This window comes from Staphylococcus sp. EZ-P03 (genome assembly GCF_003344575.1).
GTDB lineage: Bacteria > Bacillota > Bacilli > Staphylococcales > Staphylococcaceae > Staphylococcus > Staphylococcus simulans_B.
Map to the genome: position 1 here is coordinate 95617 of NZ_QPMO01000024.1, position 21338 is coordinate 116954.

The 21338-nt window shown below is 39.3% G+C and carries 15 protein-coding genes; 10 read left to right on the plus strand and 5 right to left on the minus strand.

Annotated elements, in window-relative coordinates; all coding sequences use genetic code 11:
* Positions 1–112 precede the first annotated feature (112 nt).
* A complete protein-coding gene (locus DVJ99_RS13165) occupies positions 113–2374 on the plus strand; it encodes a hypothetical protein (RefSeq protein WP_162912195.1) in 2262 nt (753 codons plus the stop codon).
* Positions 2375–2633: 259 nt separating this feature from the next.
* Positions 2634–3635 carry an NADP-dependent oxidoreductase gene (locus DVJ99_RS11320; RefSeq protein WP_114604315.1) on the plus strand — a complete coding sequence of 334 codons (1002 nt, stop codon included), beginning with the start codon at positions 2634–2636 and terminating at the stop codon, positions 3633–3635.
* A gap of 67 nt (positions 3636–3702) precedes the next feature.
* On the opposite strand, the gene DVJ99_RS11325 is transcribed toward DVJ99_RS11320, so the two are convergent.
* Positions 3703–4545, minus strand: coding sequence for a CPBP family intramembrane glutamic endopeptidase (locus DVJ99_RS11325; RefSeq protein ID WP_114604288.1), 843 nt, complete (start codon positions 4543–4545; stop codon positions 3703–3705).
* A 304-nt stretch (positions 4546–4849) separates the two neighbouring features.
* Between DVJ99_RS11325 and mqo the strand changes: the two genes are divergently transcribed.
* The 4 genes from mqo to DVJ99_RS11345 all read left to right on the plus strand — a co-directional run bounded on the left by mqo (position 4850) and on the right by DVJ99_RS11345 (position 10494).
* Entirely contained in the window at positions 4850–6334 is a 1485-nt protein-coding gene (gene mqo, locus DVJ99_RS11330; protein ID WP_114604289.1) for a malate dehydrogenase (quinone), read from the plus strand.
* A gap of 226 nt (positions 6335–6560) precedes the next feature.
* Entirely contained in the window at positions 6561–8081 is a 1521-nt protein-coding gene (locus tag DVJ99_RS11335) for an AbgT family transporter (protein WP_114604290.1), read from the plus strand.
* Between the two features lie 26 nt (positions 8082–8107).
* Entirely contained in the window at positions 8108–9259 is a 1152-nt protein-coding gene (locus DVJ99_RS11340) for a M20 metallopeptidase family protein (protein ID WP_205527066.1), read from the plus strand.
* Positions 9260–9648: 389 nt separating this feature from the next.
* The gene (locus DVJ99_RS11345; RefSeq protein ID WP_114604291.1) at positions 9649–10494 is read left to right on the plus strand and encodes a hypothetical protein; all 846 of its coding nucleotides are present in this window, start codon (positions 9649–9651) and stop codon (positions 10492–10494) included.
* A gap of 70 nt (positions 10495–10564) precedes the next feature.
* On the opposite strand, the gene DVJ99_RS11350 is transcribed toward DVJ99_RS11345, so the two are convergent.
* Both DVJ99_RS11350 and DVJ99_RS11355 read right to left on the minus strand, forming a co-directional pair.
* Positions 10565–12097, minus strand: a complete 1533-nt coding sequence (locus DVJ99_RS11350) for a bifunctional metallophosphatase/5'-nucleotidase (protein ID WP_114604292.1) — start codon at positions 12095–12097, stop codon at positions 10565–10567.
* A gap of 23 nt (positions 12098–12120) precedes the next feature.
* Positions 12121–13686 carry a DNA-binding protein gene (locus tag DVJ99_RS11355; protein ID WP_114604293.1) on the minus strand — a complete coding sequence of 522 codons (1566 nt, stop codon included), beginning with the start codon at positions 13684–13686 and terminating at the stop codon, positions 12121–12123.
* A gap of 254 nt (positions 13687–13940) precedes the next feature.
* Between DVJ99_RS11355 and DVJ99_RS11360 the strand changes: the two genes are divergently transcribed.
* From DVJ99_RS11360 to phnE (DVJ99_RS11375), 4 genes are all read left to right on the plus strand, one after another.
* Positions 13941–14897 carry a phosphate/phosphite/phosphonate ABC transporter substrate-binding protein gene (locus tag DVJ99_RS11360; protein WP_011303198.1) on the plus strand — a complete coding sequence of 319 codons (957 nt, stop codon included), beginning with the start codon at positions 13941–13943 and terminating at the stop codon, positions 14895–14897.
* Positions 14898–15030: 133 nt separating this feature from the next.
* Positions 15031–15804 carry a phosphonate ABC transporter ATP-binding protein gene (gene phnC, locus DVJ99_RS11365; protein WP_026034723.1) on the plus strand — a complete coding sequence of 258 codons (774 nt, stop codon included), beginning with the start codon at positions 15031–15033 and terminating at the stop codon, positions 15802–15804.
* A 1-nt stretch (position 15805) separates the two neighbouring features.
* Complete coding sequence (gene phnE / locus DVJ99_RS11370) at positions 15806–16600, plus strand: phosphonate ABC transporter, permease protein PhnE (protein ID WP_114604294.1); 795 nt, start codon at positions 15806–15808, stop codon at positions 16598–16600.
* Positions 16597–17412, plus strand: a complete 816-nt coding sequence (gene phnE, locus DVJ99_RS11375) for a phosphonate ABC transporter, permease protein PhnE (RefSeq protein WP_114604295.1) — start codon at positions 16597–16599, stop codon at positions 17410–17412. The genes phnE (DVJ99_RS11370) and phnE (DVJ99_RS11375) overlap by 4 nt, the downstream gene beginning before the upstream one ends.
* Positions 17413–17607: 195 nt before the next feature.
* Here phnE (DVJ99_RS11375) and DVJ99_RS11380 read toward each other — a convergent pair whose 3' ends face one another.
* Both DVJ99_RS11380 and DVJ99_RS11385 read right to left on the minus strand, forming a co-directional pair.
* The gene (locus DVJ99_RS11380) at positions 17608–19290 is read right to left on the minus strand and encodes a hydantoinase B/oxoprolinase family protein (RefSeq protein ID WP_114604296.1); all 1683 of its coding nucleotides are present in this window, start codon (positions 19288–19290) and stop codon (positions 17608–17610) included.
* Positions 19280–21328: a hydantoinase/oxoprolinase family protein gene (locus DVJ99_RS11385; protein WP_114604297.1), complete on the minus strand. Its 2049-nt coding sequence runs from the start codon at positions 21326–21328 to the stop codon at positions 19280–19282. Before DVJ99_RS11385 ends, DVJ99_RS11380 begins: the two co-directional genes overlap by 11 nt.
* Between the last annotated feature and the right edge of the window lie 10 nt (positions 21329–21338).

Sequence of the window (21338 nt, forward strand, 5' to 3'; positions counted from 1 at the left end):
TAGTATTTCTCAAAATTTTTGTTGTATTGCAAGGAATATGTTTATATAATAAATTTATTGATACTGGCAACAGTTGAAGAGGTGTAATTTAATTTAGGAGCTGTTTAATATTATGGGATTTTTTGGAATGCTTTTGTTAGTAGGTATGTCTATACTGATATTTAAAAAAACTAATTTTTCTTTAATAATTTCAATTGGTTTATCAGTAGCTATATCTTTTGCATTATCAATCTTAATGGGAGTTTTTATTTTAATTGGTTTTTTACCAATGTTAGTTTTAATTGTAGTAGGAATAGGGACGGTTTATTTTCTTTATAAGAAACAAGAAACGGATTGGAAGAAAAAAGAATTTCCCTCATTATCTGCTGTGGAAATAGCAAGAGAAATAACCGAGCTTGCAACTCAAGAGGATATGGTTTTAGAGAATATTCCTATAAATAGAGCAGAATATTTTAATATGGATTCAAAACTTAAATACTCAGATGATGTATATCCGATTATTTATAATGCTCAACCTGCGAAAAATGAAATGACTTTTGTAGAATACGGATATCTTATCACTACTAATGAGTTGGTATATAAGTGGCAAGTAAGAAATAAAGAATCGAAAAATAAAAATGATAAATATACTTTCGAAAAACATTCTATCTCTATGTCAGGGTTGTATAAACAGTATAGTTTGTTCAATCACTTGATTTTATTTTATATTGATAATCACAAACCGATTATAATAAAAAACCCTCCAGTCATATTTGAAAAAGTAATAGATTATGTTATAGCTTCTGGTTGGAGTAAGCAGGCTGAATCTATTTTGCAAGATAAAGCTATTGATATAGAGAAAACTGTTGAACTGGAACAACAGATTGAAAAAGTTGAGAAATCATTTTTAGAATTGAAAAAGCAAGCCCAACAAAAAGAGTGGAATAAAAACTTCATCAACGCTCAAACACTTTCCTATGTAAAAGGGAATATTGGAGAAATAAATGCCAATGCTATAAATTCAAGGTTTAGCAAACAATCAAAAAATCCTAATGTCAGTGCGAAAGGTCATGGATTTGTAGGTGAACAGGCAGGAAATGTATATGACCGTCTTTTCTTAAAAAATGCTATTCCTTTAGGAACGAAAAGAGATCCTAAAACTCAGCGTATCATAAAAAACGGTGCAGATAGACAAGTCAACAATATGCTAATACAAACTAAATTTTGTAAGACTGCTGGAAAGTCTATTGGTCAGGCATTTTACAATGATGGTCCGAAATATATAAACCATAAAACTGGTAAAATGATGCAAATAGAAGTGCCTAAAGAACAGTATTCTCAAGCAGTCAAAATTGTAGAGAAAAAAATAAGACAGGGATTAGTACCGGGAGAAACTAAAGCGACAGCTTCCAAAAATGCACATAAATATGTTAAAAAATCCCCAATGACGTATGAGCAAGCTCAAATTGCTACTACTAGCATCTTTGATAGACGTAGTCAATCGCTTATTGAGACTGGATCAAATGTTAAAAAAGAAGTTACTTTTAGGCAAAAGCTAATGTATTCTGCTGGATTAGATTTTTTCACAGGGGCTACTATTGCATTACCTTCAAGTATTATCTCAGGTGTTTGGGTATATTGTTCATGCAAATGGAATGGTTTAGAAGAGAAAGATGCTAGGAAGCAAGCTATTATGGGTACAATTAAACCTATTATGTTTTCTGGATTTACTTATATGATTGCAAGCCAATTTGCAGGAAGCCATATCGGAAAAAATATTGGTAAGAAAGCTATTGCTTCAAAATTTTTGAAAAATATAAATACAAAGGATCAAGCTACTAAAATGATTACGGGCAGTACCTTAACATTAATAAGTGTAGGTGTCACTGTAGGCCCTGATGTTTATAACTTTTTAAGAGGCAGAATATCTTCAAAACAAATAATTAAAAATACATTAACTTCAGGTATAGGTGGGGTAAGTGGACTGGCTGTAGGTGCTGCGTTAGGGTCTTTCGTACCAGTAGTAGGAACTTTTGTCGGTGGAATGGCAGGAAGTGCAATGGGTACAATGATTAGCAAAAAGGTTTTTGATGGATTTATTGAAGACGATGCTGTAGCTATGCTTAGAATTGCAAAAGAAGAATTTATTCAAAACGTTATTTTTGCAGGGCTTACACAAGAGGAATTTAATAAGGTAATGGAAGATACATTCTTAAAGAAAGATTTTGATAAGGTATTGAAGATTATGTATGCGAGTGGTGATGCACGAGAGTTTATTAAAAAAACTTACATGGATTTAATTAGCCAAGCATATAGTGCCAGACCATTACCTGATGCGGAAGAAGTGGGTGAATATCTCAGAGAAATGTACACTGCTCAAGCAGAAATAGCTTAGTTTATTATGATTTTATAAGTATCGTGCATTGTAAAAATGTTGCGATACTTTTTTGCTTTACTAGAAATTCTATAAGATACTTAAAAGAAGTATAATTATTAATGATGAAGTAACTATATCTCCCATTATCATTTATGGTATAAAGCTATAGTTGAAACGCAATCATTAGTCCTTTTGTTGTGCGGGTATTATGCATTACACATCACTTTTAAAGTTATAGAATATCAGTAAATAAGGAGTGAGTTGTATGTCTGAAATGATGAAAGCGATGGCAGTGAAAAAATACGGGAAAAACCCTGTAGAAATGATAGATGTGCCTGTACCTGAAATCAATGCAGAAGAAGTATTGATCAGGGTGAAAGCCGCAAGTATTAATCCGGTGGATTTCAAAATCAGGGACGGTAAATTAAAACAAGTGATGAAACATCAATTTCCGCTTATTCTCGGTAATGATTTAGCAGGTGTAGTGGAAAAGGTCGGTAAAGATGTGACACAGTTTAAAGTCGGAGATAAAGTATACGGACGTCCGGATAAAACGAAAATCGGGACATTCGCGCAATATTTTGCGATAGACCAGCATGATATAGCGTTGATGCCGAGCAATTTAGATTTCGTAGAAGCCGCAAGTATTCCGTTAGTCGGCTTAACAACGTATCAAGCCTTTCATGAAGTCATGCATCTTAAAGAAGGCGACAAGGTATTAGTACAAGCAGGTTCTGGCGGTGTCGGTACTTTTGCGATTCAGCTGGGACGTGTGATGGGCTTACATGTCGCAACGACAGTCAGTGAAAAAGGCGAACGCTTAGTTCATGAACTGGGCGCAGATGAAATCATCAATTATAAACAAACTAACTTTTGGGATGTATTATCTGATTATGACGGAGTGTTTGATTTGATGGGCGGCGACAACCTGAAACAATCGTTCACCATCTTAAAACGCGGCGGTGCGATTGCGTCATTAGTCGGCCCTCCTACTGAAAAGTTCGCAGACGAATGGCATTTAGGTCTAACAAAGCGTGCAGGTATTTGGTTCTTATCAAGGGATGTGCGCAAGTGGGCCAAACAATACGGCGTGCATTATGAGTTCTTCTTAATGCATCCGAGCGGAAAACAACTGCGTACGATTAAGAATCTGATTGAAGAAAATGAAATCAGACCGGTCATTGATCGTGTCTATCCTTTCCATGAAACACAAAAAGCCCTTGATTACTCAGAACAAGGTCATGCGAAAGGTAAAATTGTCGTTAAAATAGAAGACTGACCGAGACATAGGGAAGTCTAAAGATAATGTAAAAGGCGCACCGAAATGGCGCGCCTTTTAAGAATGCTTACATGAATATTAATGTGATTAAAATAACTACACTTGCTGTAGCGTTATTGAGTACATGGACCATATAACTGTCCCAAATATTTTTGCGTCGGTGATAAGCAAGATAGAAACAAGCACCCATTCCCATATATAAGAAGAAGCCTATAATGTTGCCAGTGGCATGGTTGAGTGAGAATATCGCAGAGGATATCAGCATCGGCCACCAAAATGAAAACTTAGAGAAGAGTGTTTCTTTGAATATGCCTCTGAATGTGATTTCTTCAAAAAACGGACCTATAAAAGAGATGTGCACAAGAAAGATAACTAAAGCAATAACGATGATAGGATTGCTGAAATCTTTCAAGTTTTGTACTTGCTGCAAGAGTGCTTCGTCATTAGGAGAACTTTGTTCCTTAAAGATCAATGCAATTAAAATCATGCAAACAGCGGTCCAAATGCGTGTCGCTATGAAGTATAAAATATTCCAAGCGATATCGACGAGACGAAGCGGTTTCATTTTTTCATAACCTTTTTTGCGGTAATACCAGACGAGCAGTAAAGCTACGAGTCCGGACCAAACGATATATAACGCGACCAGTGCGATAAACGGCATAGCATTCATATTCGGTTTAGAAGCAGCAAAACCAACCATCAGCATCGCAACAATTGTAGGTGTTGTGCATACAAACATAAAGACAATCCACAAAATAATGTTTAACCAGCGTCTGCCTTTAGGACGAAGATTATCTGGGTGATTGCGCTGCTTAGGTCTGTGCTTTTTGGGTTCAGATGGTGTTATGTAAGAGGGGTCAGAATGCTCGGATTCTGTATGATAAATATAATCGTTGTTTTGTTCGCGCATGATGCGACTCCTTTCTCTATCTAGTTACTTCAAGTCTATCATATGAAAGGTGTTTATCGGTAAGTCTAGCGCAAGTGGCTGTTTTTTCTTCTTAAGCGTAGATAAGTTTAAGATGAGCTGAAATAGAGAATGAATAGAAGTAAGCGTCTAGTTATTAAAAAAGTTCTGTTAATCTCTAAAATCAAATAATTTATAAACAAAATGTTTTGGAATTTTGTCACAAATGGTTTAAGATAGATAAGTAAAGCAATGAAGGTCAAGTCATCTGATGACCGGATAATTAAAATGAGGAAGGTGGTTTCAAATGAGTCAAGAATCAAAAAACGTTATTTTGATTGGTGCAGGGGTCTTAAGCACAACATTTGGTTCATTTTTAAAAGAAATTCAACCTGACTGGAACATTAAGTTATTTGAACGCTTAGATGGTCCTGGGTTGGAAAGTTCTTATGATACAAGTAATGCTGGTACTGGGCATGCCGCATTATGCGAATTAAACTATACGGTAGAACAACCGGATGGTTCAGTAGATGTAGAGAAAGCAAAAGAGATTAATGAGCAGTTCGAGATTTCTAAGCAATTCTGGTCTCACTTAGTGAAAACCAATGCGATTGAAAATCCGCGCGAATTTATCCATCCATTACCGCACATCAGTTTCGTGCAAGGAATTAAAAACGTACAATTCTTGAAGAAACGTTATGAAGCGTTAAAAGATTTACCGATGTTCTCTGATATCGAATATACTGAAGATCGCGAAAAACTCGCTCAATGGATACCATTGATGATGCATGAACGTTCACCGCATCTTGCGATTGCGGCAAGTAAAATCGATAAAGGTACAGACGTGAACTTCGGGGAATTAACGCGTAAATTAGCGAAAAACTTAGAAGCACATCCGAATGCGGAATTAAACTATCGTCATGAAGTCTTCTCATTCGAACAACGTGCTGACAAAAAATGGGAAGTGCAAGTCCGCGACTTAGATGCAGATACAGTTAAAACGTATGTAGCTGACTATATCTTCATCGGTGCCGGCGGTGCAGCAATTCCATTACTTCAAAAAACACGTATTGAAGAAAGCAAACACTTAGGCGGTTTCCCTATCAGCGGTGCTTTCTTAGTCTGCAACAAACCAGAAATCGTACAGCAGCACGATGCGAAAGTTTACGGCAAAGAGCCGCCAGGCACACCGCCGATGACAGTTCCGCACTTAGACCGTCGTTATGTACGCGGAAAAGAAAGTCTGTTATTCGGACCATTCGCAGCTATCGGACCTAAATTCTTAAAACACGGTTCTAACTTGGATTTATTCCGCTCACTTAACCGCGATAACTTATTAACAATGGCTGCGGCGGGTGCGAAAAACTTATCATTAGTGAAATACTCAATCCAGCAAATGCTGATGAAAAAAGAAGACCGTATGAAAGAATTACGTCGTTTCGTTCCAGATGCGAAAGACGAAGATTGGGATTTACACATTGCCGGCAAACGTGTTCAAGTCATTAAAGATACAAAAGAACATGGCCGCGGCTTTATCCAATTCGGTACAGAAGTCGTACACTCTAAAGACCATACAGTGGTCGCAATGTTAGGTGAATCACCAGGGGCTTCAACTTCAGTGTCTGTTGCTTTAGAAATTATCGAACAAAACTTCCCAGACTATTTAGATCAATGGTCAGGCAAGTTGAAAGAAATGATTCCATCTTATGGTCAATCATTAATCGAAGATACGAACTTATTAAACAAAGTACGTAAAGCATCTGCAGAAACATTGGAATTAAATAAAAAATAAGATACATGCGCAGTATAAAGAAGCGGAGTTGTCTGTAACAGGCAGCTCCGCTTTTGTTATGCAGAATTATATTTTTGAGGGAAAAGGGTGTATATTCAATTACCCACTTATATTCCCTGAATCTTGTAAGATAACCGTATTAATTTCAATTTTCAGAATTATTTGCACAATTGATTTAATTCTGTATATAATAACCCCAACTCGCATAAAACAGGGGGGACTGTGTATGAAAGAGAATGCAAAGAAAAAGGGGTTTATGGACAAATTTCTGGATATCATTGAGAAGTCGGGGAACAAACTTCCAGATCCAGTCGTTATCTTTATTTCATTATGTGTGATTATTTTAATTGCTTCGTTTATTACAGGGAGCTTAGGTGTAAAAGCGAAGAATCCGGCTGATGGGAAAGTCGTTGAAGCAGTGAACTTATTAACACCTAGCGGTATTGCGAAAATGATTTCTGAAGCTGTAAATAACTTCGCAACCTTCCCGCCGCTCGGCTTAGTACTGGTCGTTATGATCGGGGTAGGGATAGCAGAAAAGACAGGCTACTTTGAAACTGTGATGAAATATACAATTGAAAAAGCACCTAAACAAATTATTGTACCGGTGATTATATTTGTCGGGATTTTAGGGAACGCAGCCGGGGATGCAGCACCGATTGTATTGCCTCCGATTGCGGCGATGGTCTTTATTAAATTAGGCTATCATCCGATTGCAGGGCTGGTTATGGCTTATGCCTCAGCGCTCGGCGGATTTTCAGCCAGTTTAGTCATCGGGATGACTGACGCATTAGTGGTTTCCTTTACGGAACCCGCAGCTAAATTGGTCAGCGACGCTGTCCATGTGAATGCGGCGATGAACTATTATTTCTTATGTGCTTCTACAGTATTATTGTTAGTTGTGGCTTGGTTTGTGACGGTGAAAATTGTCATACCGAGATTCGGACATTACGAGAACCGTGTAGAAGAAACTGAAGCAGATGTAACACCGCTTGAACGTCGTGCCATGATTTGGTCGAACATTGCTTTAGTTGCGGTATTGCTTGTCATTGCGGCGCTGACAATTCCAGAAAACGGTTTGCTGAGAAATCCGAAGACAGGCAGTATTATCAATGATTCACCATTAATGGATGGCATTGTGCCGATTATTACGATTTTATTCTTAGTACCTGGTTTAGTGTATGGGTTTGTCGCAAAGACGATGCGTACGTCACGCCAATTTGCTGAAATGCTTGGCGAAGCGATGAGTACAATGGGACCATTTATCGTGATTGTCTTCTTCGCATCGCAGATGCTCGCATACTTTACTTGGAGTAATTTAGGAACAATCTTAGCCATCAAAGGCGCAGATGCTTTGCAAGGTCAAAATGGTGTAGTACTTATTTTAGGAGTGCTGATTCTCTCAGCCGGTATTAATATGCTGATGGGAAGCGCCTCTGCGAAATGGGCTATCTTAGCACCGATACTGATACCTATGCTGATGCTGCTCGGTTACCATCCGGCATTTACACAAACAATTTATCGTGTCGGGGATTCGATTACGAACCCGATTACACCGATGATGCCGTACTTGCCGTTGTTGTTATCCTTTGCACAAAAATACCAAAAGAATATCGGCTTAGGTACATTGATTGCAGGACTTATGCCGTATTCTGTCGCATTCGGTATTTTTTGGACGTTATTGCTTGTGATTTGGTATCTGTTAGGTATTCCAGTAGGACCGGGCGGACCGATTCACTTGAAGTAAGGATGAGCTGTTAAGGGGGACAAATTATGAACTATGAACAATACAAAGATCGCATTATCGCATATCGCAGACATCTGCATGCACATCCTGAAGTTTCTTTTCAGGAATACGAAACAGCCGCATTTATTCGCGAGCAGCTTTATAATATGGACTGCAAAGTGGTAGAACTGACTGAAACAAGTACAGTTGCGGTATTCAACGAAGGCAAAGGCAAAAAGATTGGTCTGCGTGCAGATATTGATGCCTTGCCGATGCAAGAACAACGTACCGATTTAGAATTTATGTCGCAAAACAAAGGGGTGATGCATGCATGCGGGCATGACGGCCACACTGCCGTTTTACTCGGTGCAGCTCATTATTTTGATGAACATCGTTCTTCGATTCCACATGAAGTCCATTGTATCTTCCAGCACGCAGAAGAACTGATTCCAGGCGGTGCGAGAGAAATGGTGGCGACAGGGTATTTTGATGACTTTGATTTTATATACGGCCATCATTTATGGACCCCTTTAGAATTAGGGTTCATTGATATTAAAGAAGGGCCGGCCAGTGCCAACTCAGATATTTATCATATTACGATTAAAGGGCATGGCGGACATGCCAGTCAGCCGAATTTGGCACTAGATCCGCTAGTGCTTGGTGCACAATTCGTCAATAACTTGCAGACGATTGTTTCAAGAGATGTCTATCCGTTTGATCCGGTAGTAGTCTCCAATACTATCTTTCAAGCCGGTAATATCGGTGCTGAAAATGTCATCGCTGATAAAATCACACTTGGCGGTTCTGTCCGTACAACGAAAGAAGAAAACAGACAACTGGTTAAAAGACAAATGGAACGTCTGCTCGCAACGACATGCGAAAGTGTCGGTGCAACGTACAAATTAGATTATCTTGTCGGTTACGATGGTGTCTATAATGACCCGGAAAAGACACGCTTTGTAAAACAATTAGCAGAAACTTATTTCCCAGGAAAAGTCGTCACGAAAGATCCGATGATGGGCGGAGAAGATTTCAGTGCCTTTTCTAATATTGTGCCGAGTACGTATGTCTTTATCGGTGCAGGTACTAAAGCAGGAGAATATGACAGACCGCATCATCATCCAAGATTTGCCTTAAATGAAGATGCATTCGAAATGGCCTTTGATATGTTTGTGGAAGTGGCGAAACATTATAAATAATGTATGATAAGCCAATGTTTTTGTAACAAATATAAGGGTTTTTACAATTAATTATTATTTCACTTCACCTTGTAAAAACAATTAAACTATTACCAAAATTTTATATATACACGATTAATAGGTTGTGTTACGATATAAATAACTGACAGGCTATTACGTGTGTCCTCAATACTTCAATGCTATTGAGGACTTTTTTATAGCATCTAACATCAATCATTGATAGGTATCTATTACTTTAATCGAAAACTTGAGTATTCCGATAAAGTAAGTGCAGTTTATGACCATAATTATACATAATGAACCATGCGTTGAACTACTTGAGCCGCCATCTTTAAGGTGCTTGAGCGTTTGATATAAATATATAAATAAAAAGTACTGGAGGAGTAAAGTTGAAATTTACGAAATTAGGAATTTTTATTGGATTTATCGCATTATTTATTATTTTAGCCGGATGTCAAAGCCAAGAGGACAAAGAGAAAGAGTTTAAAAAACAAACCAACCTATACATTGATAAACTCGCAAAAAATGTAGACAAAGTAGATAAAGCAGGTACAGATAACCCTGAGGACCATAAGAAAATTATCAGTGCTACAGACAAAGCGAATAAACAAATCAAATCTGACTTTAAAAAGTATAAAGAAGACTTCAACAAAGATGCATTAGATAATAAAGATAACAAGAAGATCTATCAAACTGTCAGCAACATCACAGATATCTATACACAGTCTTATGATAACTTGCACAAAATTTCAAAAGCAGAAGGCTTAGATAAAGAATCATTTGCAAAACATGCATTGAATGAATTTACCAATTCATATGTGGCATTAGGAACACAAATGAGCAACTTAGAGAAAAGCAAAGCGAAGAAAATTTTAAATGAAAAAGCGTATGACCACTTAAAGAGCACGATTGATCGTTCAACGAATGAAGTGGATACAGTAGCTAAAGGCTATGCGATGCTTCAAGGACAAGGATTTGATCTAAAAGCAGAAGATATGCCTAAGTTCGACGCTGTGAAGTATGGAAAATATCATAAAGACGGCGAAACGAAAGAAATTTCTGCAGATAAATACAACCAACTTGCGGACAAAGCCAACAAAATCTATGACAAAGACTCACAAGTACCGCATGTCGATAAAAGTGTGAATGAACTTTCATACAAACTCTTAGAAGAAAAATACAACTATGCAAAAGCAGTGAAAGAATTAGTCGACAGTTTAGCAGAAGCAGCATAAAAATTTTGATATAAGCATGAAACACAGCCTCCGTATTGAATGCGGGGGCTGTGCTTGTCTTTAATGTAATCTATACTTCTACTTTGAAATCTGTCACATTCGGAATATCCAATTCAGGATGTGCTTGCAAGTAATCAATAATCAGCTGTGCACCTTCAGTCGGAATCGATTTGATGATTTTATCTTCACTGAACATTGGATAGTTGCCGCCGCCGACAGCACGGTAATTATTCAGTACGACTTCATAAGTTTGATGCATAGCAATCGGCTGTCCTTGATGTGTCAAACGTGTAATACGTTCGCCTTTAGGATTGCCTGCTTTGATAGTATAGGCAATACCTGACCAAATATCATAATTGTAATGCTGAGGCTTGGGTTCAACATATTCAGGGTTCACAATGACTTCTTGGTCTTGTACTTCAAAGTATTCAGCTGTTTGTTCCAAAGCATCTTTAATATCTTGTCCGCTGAGTTTCAGTACATTGAACGTATTAGGGAAGGGATAGTTGTTTAAGACATCCCGCATTGTGACTTCACCTTTAAAGCCGCGCGATAAATCAAATAAGGCAGATGCCGCAATCGGAGCATTGCTTGCTTCCATTAAGATGTAATTCAAGAAGTTAAGATATGGATGCGGTGCAGTGCGTGCTTTAAATTGATCTTCAATGACCATATCTTCAGATAATAAAGTGATTGGTGCATCCAGCCATTGTTCAATATAATCGCTGAATTGCTGAAGCTCATCTGTCAGTACAGCCTTATCAGGATTATCATCTGTTAAAAGCTGTGCAGCCGCATGATGCACACCTTGATCATGGTAATCTAAGACAATTTTGCCGACAGTATTGCCTTTAGAACCAGGCTGGATGACTGGGACACCGTGAATGACTTGTGCGATTTCACGATGCTGGTGGCCGGTGATTAAGAGGTCGATGTCGGTGTGGAAGCGGTCGAGTAATGCATAACCTTCATTTTCTCCAGTTAAGGCTTCCGTAGGCGCACCGCTTTCTAAATCTCTTTCAAACCCGCCGTGGTAACATACTGCCACAATATCAGATTTGGCTCTGACTTCAGGCAGCCACTGTGCCAATGTGCTTTCAGCACTTTCAAATGTCAGATTTTCAATGTATTCTGCTTTCTCCCAGTGCGGGATATATTGTGTAGTTAAACCAATCACGCCAATCGTTAATCCCTCTCTTTGTAAATACGTGACACCATGACCGGTGAAGGGTTCGCCGTTTTCTAAAATGTTCGCAGATAAGACTGGATAATCTAAATCTGCTAGTGTGTCTTTGAGATAATTTAAGCCGAAATTAAACTCATGATTTCCGATTACACCTAAGTCAAAACCGAATTGATTATAAATCGCCGCCAGCTGTTCTGCAGATTCTCTTTCTTTCGCAAGATAATGTCCGATAGGCGATCCTTGAAGAAAGTCGCCGTTATCTATACGAATTGTATTTTTGTACTGTGCACTATCTTCTTCTATGATGGCTTTGGTATGCAAGAGCCCCATCGGTAATCGTTCTGTCTTGTCTTGATAGTCGGTTGGAAAGAGATAGCCGTGTACATCGCTGACGATATAGAATGCAAGTTGTGTCAATGTAAAATCCCCCTATGTGCGTATCAGTTAATCGTTATAGATTGTGTTTTCAGGTTATGCGAACCTTGTTTTAAACGCAAGTGTGCAGACCCTGAAGCATCAGATATTGTTTGACCTTTCAAGGTCAGTGTCGCATTGCCGTCACTGTCTGTTTGAACAGATTGTGCTGCACTATAACCTGGTGATGATTGTGTGCCGAATGTCGCAAGCTGGCGTCCGCCATCTGCATAAATACCGGCACGCAAATCTTTTAAAGTTTGGTTGGCAGGCTGATCTTTAAATTGGATTTTGATAGTAAATGTCTGTCCTTCTTGAAGCTGTTCAGGCACATCGAATGTAATGCCATTCGTATTGATAGATGTACTGCTTGTATCCTCATCTGGTGATGAAGGCTGCTCTTCTTTTGGAGTTTCAGATTGTGAGCCTCCATAGCTGCCAGCCGCAAAAGTGGATGGATCGTACCATTTATAGCCTGCTTTAGGTTCTGAACAAGGTTCTTTTTGCGGTTCTGTTGATTGCTTTGGCTGTTCGAAATCTTTCAATGGTGTGGCTTGGTCTTTTGACACACCGAGTGCTGTTATCGTTTCGGCATCTTCTTGTTTGCCGAGCCACGTTGTTAAGTTAGAGAGCAATTGCTGATTATCTGCTTCTTTAAAGCCGTCATAAGTTTTCTTTGTATCTCCGCTGTCTTCTCGTTTATATTTCGGTGTGCTGTCTTCAACTAAAGATGAATCGCCGATGAATGCCGCTTTGCCTTTGCCGACTTTAGACACCGCGACATAAGGTCCTTCAGCTTTACCGCCCCCGGCATAAACGCCTTGATCTACCGCATGCGACCATTTTTGTTCTGAAGATAAACCTTCAGGTGTATAAATAATGCCTTTTGCTTTATCAGGGTCAGTAATGGCTAACGTTGAGCCTGCATGCATAGACACACTGTTGACGTTATCTGTGATGCCCATCGCATCTTTGCCTGTTACCATATTTTTCGTTGTAAGATTATTTAAACCATTGTATCTAAAGCGTACACCAAAGTTTTCAGCTAACCAATCAGAACTGTTTACACCTTGCATAGCCTCTGACTGCTTTTCATCTTGCGACATATCTTTGGTCATATCGTTGTATGCACCGCGGCGATAGCCGTTCATGGCTTCAGATGAATCAATTCGGTTCAAGTTGCGGTCTGCGTTGTAGTGATCAGAAATGAAAATAATACTGCCGCCTTGTTTTGCAAAATCAACCATAGCTTGTTGTTCAGAAGATTTGAAAGGTGTATTCGCTTCAGGAATGACTAGAATCTTTGTATCTTTTAACTTTTCAGGCGTGATACTTGCCTGTCCGCGTAATTCTTTCACTTGATAACCTTGCTTTGCGATTTGGTTGGCATAATCAGAAAAACCGCCGTCTAAGACCCAATCTGCTGCACCTGCGGTTTGGGCATGTGAATTATCCATAAGTACTTTGCCTTTTTCAGCTTCTCCGATAGTCGGTGCATCAGTGGTACTTTGTGCGTATGTATCAGGTGCTGCACTGAGTAGTGTAGATGCAATCAAAACAGAACTTGCGACGTAACGATGGATTACTTTCAATTGAATGTTCCTCCTAAAATGGTTATGTATTTATTTTTATTTACTTGTCCTTTCATTATATTCGTAATTCTAGAAAGTTACATTCGATAAATTTAAGATTTACGATAACTTAACTAAAGTTTCAAATAATTTAAAGTGAATCAATAGCGCATAAATTATTTACTCAATCTACACAAATATTGTGTTGTTTCTCACTTTAATTCACTCATATAATAAATGTGTAACACATCACAATACATATGGAGGAATGTTGAATGAGAAAGAAACATGCGTTAAAGTCACTCTTCGCTTTAATGATGGCAGTTATTTTATTCGTATCCGCTTGCGGCAACGGCAGTTCTTTAGACAATAAGAAAGAAAGTGATAAAGAGGGAGGCAGCGGGGATTACAAACCTAAAGAATTAACAGTTCAATTCGTCCCTTCTCAAAACGCTGATAAGTTGGAAGCGAAAGCAAAACCGTTAGAAAAATTATTATCTAAAGAGTTAGATATCCCAGTGAAAGTTTCAGTTTCAACGAACTACAACACAATTGTTGAAGCGATGAAATCTAAAAAAGTAGATGTTGGTTTCTTACCTCCGACAGCTTATACATTAGCGCATGATCAAAAAGCGGCGGATGTATTGCTTCAAGCACAACGTTTCGGAGTGAATAAGGACGGTTCAGATTCAAAAGAACTAACAAAGGACTATAAATCAGAAATTCTTGTTAAAAAAGATTCAGGTATTAAAAGTGTTAAAGATTTAAAAGGCAAAAAAATCGCGCTGCAAGATGTGACTTCAACTGCAGGGTACACTTTCCCGCTTGTTGAATTAGACAAAGAAGGCGTAAATGTCTTAAAAGACATGAAAGTTGTGAACATGAAAGGTCATGACCAAGCAGTCATTTCATTAATGAACGGCGATGTAGATGCGGCAGCTGTATTCAATGATGCACGTAAAATCGTGAAAAAAGACGAACCGAAAGTCTTTGACGAAACTAAAATTTTAAAATTAACTAAACCGATTCCAAACGACACAATCTCAGTGCGCAGTGATATGGATTCAAAATTCCGCGACAAATTGAAAAAAGCCTTTAAAGATATTGCGAAAACAAAAGAAGGACACAAAGTCATCAGTGAAGTTTACTCTCATGAAAACTACGTAGACAGCAAAGATGAAAACTTCGATATCGTTAGAGAATACGATAAAAAAGTCAAAGAAATGAAGTAAGCACAAAGCAAACAGATGTGCACTATCACACCATTTTAATGAGCGTATTTCAACGCAGTGAGGCTTGCAAGAGCACATTGAGTCCGTTGAATACGCTCGCTTTGTATTAAAGTGAGAAGGAAAGGAAATGAGTATGAGTCAAATTGAATTTAAAGATGTACGCAAAGTTTATAGTAACGGTCATGTCGGTTTAGACCGTATTAATTTAAATATTGAAAAGGGTGATTTCGCAGTCATTGTCGGCTTGTCAGGTTCAGGAAAATCGACATTACTGCGTTCTATCAATCGGCTGCATGATATTACAGAAGGGGAAATTCTGATTGACGGCAAATCGATGACGAAAGCCAGCGGCAATCAACTGCTTGAAATGCGCAGAAATATCGGTATGATTTTCCAAAATTTCAACTTAGTCAAACGTTCTTCGGTGATGCGTAATGTACTCAGCGGACGTGTCGGCTATCATCCGACTTGGAAAATGATTCTCGGTTTATTTCCGAAGGAAGACAAAATCAAAGCATTAGAAGCTTTAGACCGCGTCAATATTTTAGATAAGTATAAATCACGTTCTGATGAATTATCCGGCGGTCAGCAACAGCGTATTTCTATCGCCAGAGCGCTATGCCAAGAACCTGCGATTATTTTAGCAGATGAGCCTGTCGCTTCATTAGACCCCTTAACAACCAAACAAGTGATGGATGATTTGAAGCGTATTAATCAAGAATTAGGCATCACAATTATTATCAACTTGCACTTTGTGGATTTAGCACGTGAATACGGCACACGTATTATTGGTTTGCGCGATGGTCAATTGGTCTTTGACGGGCCTGTTGAGCGTGCAACAGATGAAGCCTTTAATGAAATTTACGGCCGTTCTATTCAAGACGAAGAGAAGTTAGGAGTGAATTAACATGGATCATGCGAAAGATTATGCGTCGATGTTAAATAACAAGAAATCGTTTAAGACGACTTTCAGTGCAGTCCTTGTACTCTTCTTAGTAATATGGAGTTTGAATTATACGGGATTTAGTATCGGTGATTTATTATACGGCTTGCCTCAAATCGGTGTCTTATTTACAGATATGTTTTCGCCGGATTTAAGTTATTTACCTCAGATATTGAATCCAATGTTAGATACGATTCGCATGGCAATCGTAGGTACATTTATCGGTTCTATTATTGCAGTACCCATTGCATTATTATGTGCCAAGAATATCTCACGTACGAAATGGATAGCGATGCCGGCACGTTTCGTGCTGAATATTGTACGTACAATCCCAGATTTATTGCTTGCGGCTATTTTCGTTGCGGTCTTTGGGATTGGTCAAATTCCAGGGGTGCTTGCGGTAATTGTATTAACTATCAGTATCGTCGCAAAATTATTATATGAAGTTTTAGAAGCGATTGATCCAGGCCCTTTAGAAGCCATGACGGCAGTAGGGGCGAATAAAACCAAATGGATTTTGTTCGGTGTCGTTCCGCAGGCACTAGCTTCTTATGTGTCTTATGTATTATTCGCTTTTGAAATCAATATTCGTGCAGCAGCGGTACTTGGTTTAGTCGGTGCCGGCGGTATCGGTCTCTTTTATGACCAAACACTCGGCCTGTTCCAATACGATAAAACGGCAGTGATTATCTTATTTACACTATTGATTGTAGTCATTATTGACTTCATCAGTTCGAAAGTGAGGGAACAACTCACATGACGACAATGAGTAAAACAGAGTTATTGAACAACTACAGCAATAAGCAGAAGAAAATCAAATATACCTTAACAGCACTAGTGGTTGCGGCACTTTTGATTTGGGCTTTTGCCGGTATGCCGGCTTTAGAAATCAAAGATAAATCTCGTCAGATTCTAGGTTCTATCTTACAAGGCTTAACTCACCCGGATTGGGGCTTTGTCTATCAAAAAGGCGGAGAAGACTTGCTGCATGGTTTGTTAGAAACCTTTGCGATTGCAGTGGTCGGAACAATATTAGCTGCGATTATCTGTATTCCTTTAGCGTTCTTAGGGGCAAAGAATATTGTCAAACTCCGCCCAGTCACAGGCACAAGCAAATTTATCTTAAGTATTATCAGAGTCTTTCCAGAAATTGTAATGGCTTTAATCTTTATCAAAGCAGTAGGACCAGGATCATTTTCAGGAGTGTTGGCACTCGGTATTCATTCAGTAGGGATGCTTGGAAAACTCTTCGCAGAGGATATTGAAAATATCGATTTAAGTGCAACGGAGTCGCTTAAAGCAAGCGGCGCAAATAAAATTAAAACATTAGTATTTGCGGTCATCCCGCAAATCTTGCCGACGTTCATGTCATTAATTCTTTACCGTTTTGAGTTGAACTTGCGTTCCGCATCTATCTTAGGCTTAATCGGTGCAGGAGGTATCGGTACACCATTAATCTTTGCCTTGCAGACACGTTCATGGGATCGTGTCGGAATTATCTTAATCGGCTTAGTAATCATGGTCGGTATCGTGGATTACATCTCTGGCAAGATTAGAGAGAAAATTGTATAAGTTAAATAATTATTGCGCGCTCAATCATTGCGGTTGAGCGCTTTCTTGCATTTAAGATACGATTTGAGGTCAGACTGAAGTTTGTCTGAAGGGACAAAGCGGGGTGTCTAAAATACATATAAAAAGACCACTCCCTAAGCATAGGAAGTGGTAAGAAAATGTGGTTTTAAGCATCTTATATTCTCTGATATCTATTTAATTGCTTTGTTTATAACCATAAACGTCTTGTGCTTGTTCTGAGGTGATGATGCCGTTTTTTAAATCGCGTGCGACAGCTTCTCGGCTGCGTGCTTTAGGATCACCGTAACCGCCGCCTGTCGCTGTGCGCAAGACTACTTTATCGCCTTTGTTTAACGGATATTGATTGTATTTGCCGTAAGGACCGTCTACTGTACCGTCTGCTTTGACGAATAAGAATTCATTATTTGAGCCTTCATGGCCGCCGTCTGCGCCCCATGTATTGCTTTTATGGTGGCCGAAGCTGCCTGTGAAGAATTGCCCATCTGTCAGTGCTTTGTAAGTACGGATGGCACCTGAACCGCCGCGGTGTTTGCCGGCACCTTTGCCGTCTGTACGCATTGAGAATTCTTCCACTTCAATACCATAAGTGTGTTCAGCAATTTCAACAGGCACATTAAAGGTTTGACCGTCAGAGATACAGAATTGACCCGTATCACCGTCAAAGTCATCTGCTGCACCCCAACCGCCGACAGAAGGCTCGACGATTAAGAAATTCTCATCTTTTTCAGGCAGTTTGCCGCCCATAATAACTACACATACAGAAAGCAAGTGGCCTGCGGTTAAGCGTTTAGGCAAGACAGGTGCTAAGGCACGCCAAATCATTTCTGTACCGTATAACATAGATTCCCAATACATTGAGACTGGGGCAGGGCGTTTTGCTGAAATAATAGACCCCTCGTCTGTGATGATTTTAAGTGGTCGAAAGGCGCCGTCATTCACTTCTTGTGAAGGGTTTGTGATGGCTAGGAAGATGGTTCTGACTGCTGAAACAAGTCCGGTATAAGAACTGTTAATCGGACCTTGGACTTGCGGTGAGGAACCTCTGAAATCACAAATGAATTCATCATCTGTAATTGTCAATTTCAGCTGTACTGGAATTAAATCATCAGTAATACCGTCATCATCAATCCATTCTTCAACTTCATAGACACCGTTCGGCAGTTTGGCAATTTCTTTAAGTGTCAATGTTTCGCCTTGGTCTAAGAAACGATCCATGCTTTCTAAAATGGCATCGGTAGAATACTTTTTGCATAAGCCTTTAATCCGGCGTTCTCCTGTTTTTAAAGAAGCGATTTGCGCCCACATATCGCCGATAGACAGTTGCGGGAAACGCACATTGGATTCGATGATTTTAATAATCGCTTCGTTTTTAACGCCTTTATCGAACAGCTTGATACAAGGGAACTGCAGTCCTTCTTGATAGACTTCTGTAGAGTTGGTAGACATAGAGCCTGTATCTTTACCGCCGACTTCTGTCCAGTGTGCTTTGTTTGCGACAAAAGCGACCAGTTCGCCGTCTTCGAAAATCGGCAATACTAATCCGACGTCGCATAGGTGAGAACCTCCGCCGTTATAAGGATCGTTAAGGATAAAGACATCACCTTCATGAATATCGTCGCCATACGTCTTTAATGTTTCTTTGACCATAAACGACAGCATGCCGATAAACCCAGTGACACCATTGCCTAATGTCACGAGTTCACCTTTTTTATTCGTTAATCCGCATGCATAATCCAATACTTCATAGATAATCGGACTCATTGATGTTCTTGCTAAAGCGATGAACATTTCTTCACCGGTAGAGATTAATGAGTCTTTAATCACTTCATACGTAAACGGATCTGTGTTATAGCTCATAATTATCGCCTCCAATGTGAATCAATAGGTTGCCGTATTCATCTTTGACTAACCGGTCATCAGGGTTAAGCGGAATTGTCGTAGATTTTTCTTCAATCACTGCAGGCCCTTCAATCGTTTCGTTAATCGGCAATTTGTCACGATCGTAAACTTTAACATGTTCCCAACCTGTCGCTTCGAAGTAGACATCGCGTTCTTCTTTAACAGGGTCGCCATGTGCAGCTTCGGCTTTTTTGATGACAGGTTTCTCGATTTTGCCAAGCACTGAAATCTTAACATTTACAATTTCGATGCCATTACCTAAAAGTGTGTACGTGTATAACTGTTCGTGTTTTTGATGGAAGGCTTCAATAACCTTGTTTAAGTTGTCTTCTGTCAATGTATCGAAAGGCACAGACACTTCTACTGGATGGTCTTGGCCTTGGTAGCGCATATCGATTGTTTTATAAACCACAATGTTGTTTTCGTCTACGTTTTCGTGCTGTAATGTTTCAGTGGCTTCGTCGATTAATGATTGATACATTGAATTGATTTCTGAAAAGTCTAAATTTTGTGTGTTCGCAAGATAAGTTTGAGCATAGTCATGACGTAAGTCAGACATTAACATGCCCCATGAAGCGAAGACGCTGGATGCGGAAGGAACAATGACTTTTTTCACGCCTAATTCGCGTGCTAAGTCTTGTGAGTGCATAGGACCGCCGCCTCCGATTGCGATCATAGTAAAGTCTCTAGGGTCATGCCCTTTACGTACTGAAATCAATTTCAACGCATTCAGCATGTTGGAATTCGCAATTTTGATAATTCCCATGGCTGCTGTATCCAAGTCCACATCTAAGTGATTGGTAATGGATTGTTCGAATTGTTTTTTCAAGGTGTTGATTGGTGTATTAGTGTCGAAGTTTTTCAAATCAAGCCGGCCTAATAATAAATTAGCATCTGTGGTGGTAGGTTCTGTACCGCCTTTGCCGTAGGCAATCGGTCCAGGTTCTGCGCCTGCAGATTTAGGCCCGACTTTAATCGAACCGCTGTCATCGAACCAGGCGATTGAACCGCCGCCATTGCCAATTTCTACGATATCTACTACAGGCACCTTCATCGGATAACCTGCATAGTTATGAGTTTGTTCAAGATGATAGTCTGTAGAGACTTTGACATGATTGTTTTCAATCAGAGAACATTTCGCAGTTGTGCCACCGATATCTAATACAATTAAATTCTCTTCGCCGATTAATTCTCCAAGTACGGCTGCGCCGAAAATACCGGAAACAGGTCCGGATTCCACCATGTTGATCGGTGCCCTTTTCGCATGTTCAAAAGTACTAGTACCGCCGTTCGACTGCATGACATAGTTGTTGGAACTATTGCTTTGTTCGGTAATATGCCGCTCTAAATTAGACAAATAGTCGTTTGCGATAGGTTTAACATATGCGTTCAGCACTGCAGTCGATGTGCGCTCATATTCTCGCCACTCGTTATTCAATTCGGTGGAATAGGTGATTGAAAATTCTGGATGATAGCGATTGATATAGTATGCAATTGCACGCTCGTGGTCGTTGTTTTGGTAACTATGCAATAATGAAATTGCGACTGCTTTAACGCCTTCACGTTTGAAATCTTGAAGAATTTCTTCAACTTCTTCAAAGACCAGTCCTGACGTAATTTCGCCTTTATGGTTCATACGTTCAGAAACTTCTCTTCTAAGATGGCGTTCTACGAAGGGGTCGGGTTTCTTATAGCGTGCATTAAAAAGGTCTGGACGATTGCCGCGTGCAAGTTCTAAAACATCTCTAAAGCCTTTTGTCGTAATTAATCCTGTTTTGACGCCTTTCTTTTCTGTTAAAGCGTTGATTACGATTGTAGTACCGTGAATAAACATGTTCATATCTTTTAAATTCACTTTTGCTTGGTTGAGTACGTTGAAGATACCTTCTTCGAAGTTTTTCGGTGTTGTATCTGCCTTTCCTAGAATTAATTCCCCGTTTTTATTTAATGCGACTAAATCTGTAAAAGTACCGCCAATATCTGTTGCCACTCGCATAATAAATTCC

Bases quoted from the DNA above. Each gene is read 5' to 3' on its own strand.
- DVJ99_RS11360 (WP_011303198.1), top strand. From the start codon at position 13,941: ATGAGAAAGAAACATGCGTTAAAGTCACTCTTCGCTTTAATGATGGCA.
- DVJ99_RS11380 (WP_114604296.1), bottom strand. From the start codon at position 19,290: ATGAGCTATAACACAGATCCGTTTACGTATGAAGTGATTAAAGACTCA.
- DVJ99_RS11385 (WP_114604297.1), bottom strand. From the start codon at position 21,328: ATGCGAGTGGCAACAGATATTGGCGGTACTTTTACAGATTTAGTCGCA.
- mqo (WP_114604289.1), top strand. From the start codon at position 4,850: ATGAGTCAAGAATCAAAAAACGTTATTTTGATTGGTGCAGGGGTCTTA.
- DVJ99_RS11320 (WP_114604315.1), top strand. From the start codon at position 2,634: ATGAAAGCGATGGCAGTGAAAAAATACGGGAAAAACCCTGTAGAAATG.
- DVJ99_RS11325 (WP_114604288.1), bottom strand. From the start codon at position 4,545: ATGCGCGAACAAAACAACGATTATATTTATCATACAGAATCCGAGCAT.
- phnE (WP_114604294.1), top strand. From the start codon at position 15,806: ATGGATCATGCGAAAGATTATGCGTCGATGTTAAATAACAAGAAATCG.
- DVJ99_RS13165 (WP_162912195.1), top strand. From the start codon at position 113: ATGGGATTTTTTGGAATGCTTTTGTTAGTAGGTATGTCTATACTGATA.
- DVJ99_RS11340 (WP_205527066.1), top strand. From the start codon at position 8,108: ATGAACTATGAACAATACAAAGATCGCATTATCGCATATCGCAGACAT.
- DVJ99_RS11335 (WP_114604290.1), top strand. From the start codon at position 6,561: ATGAAAGAGAATGCAAAGAAAAAGGGGTTTATGGACAAATTTCTGGAT.
- phnE (WP_114604295.1), top strand. From the start codon at position 16,597: ATGACGACAATGAGTAAAACAGAGTTATTGAACAACTACAGCAATAAG.
- phnC (WP_026034723.1), top strand. From the start codon at position 15,031: ATGAGTCAAATTGAATTTAAAGATGTACGCAAAGTTTATAGTAACGGT.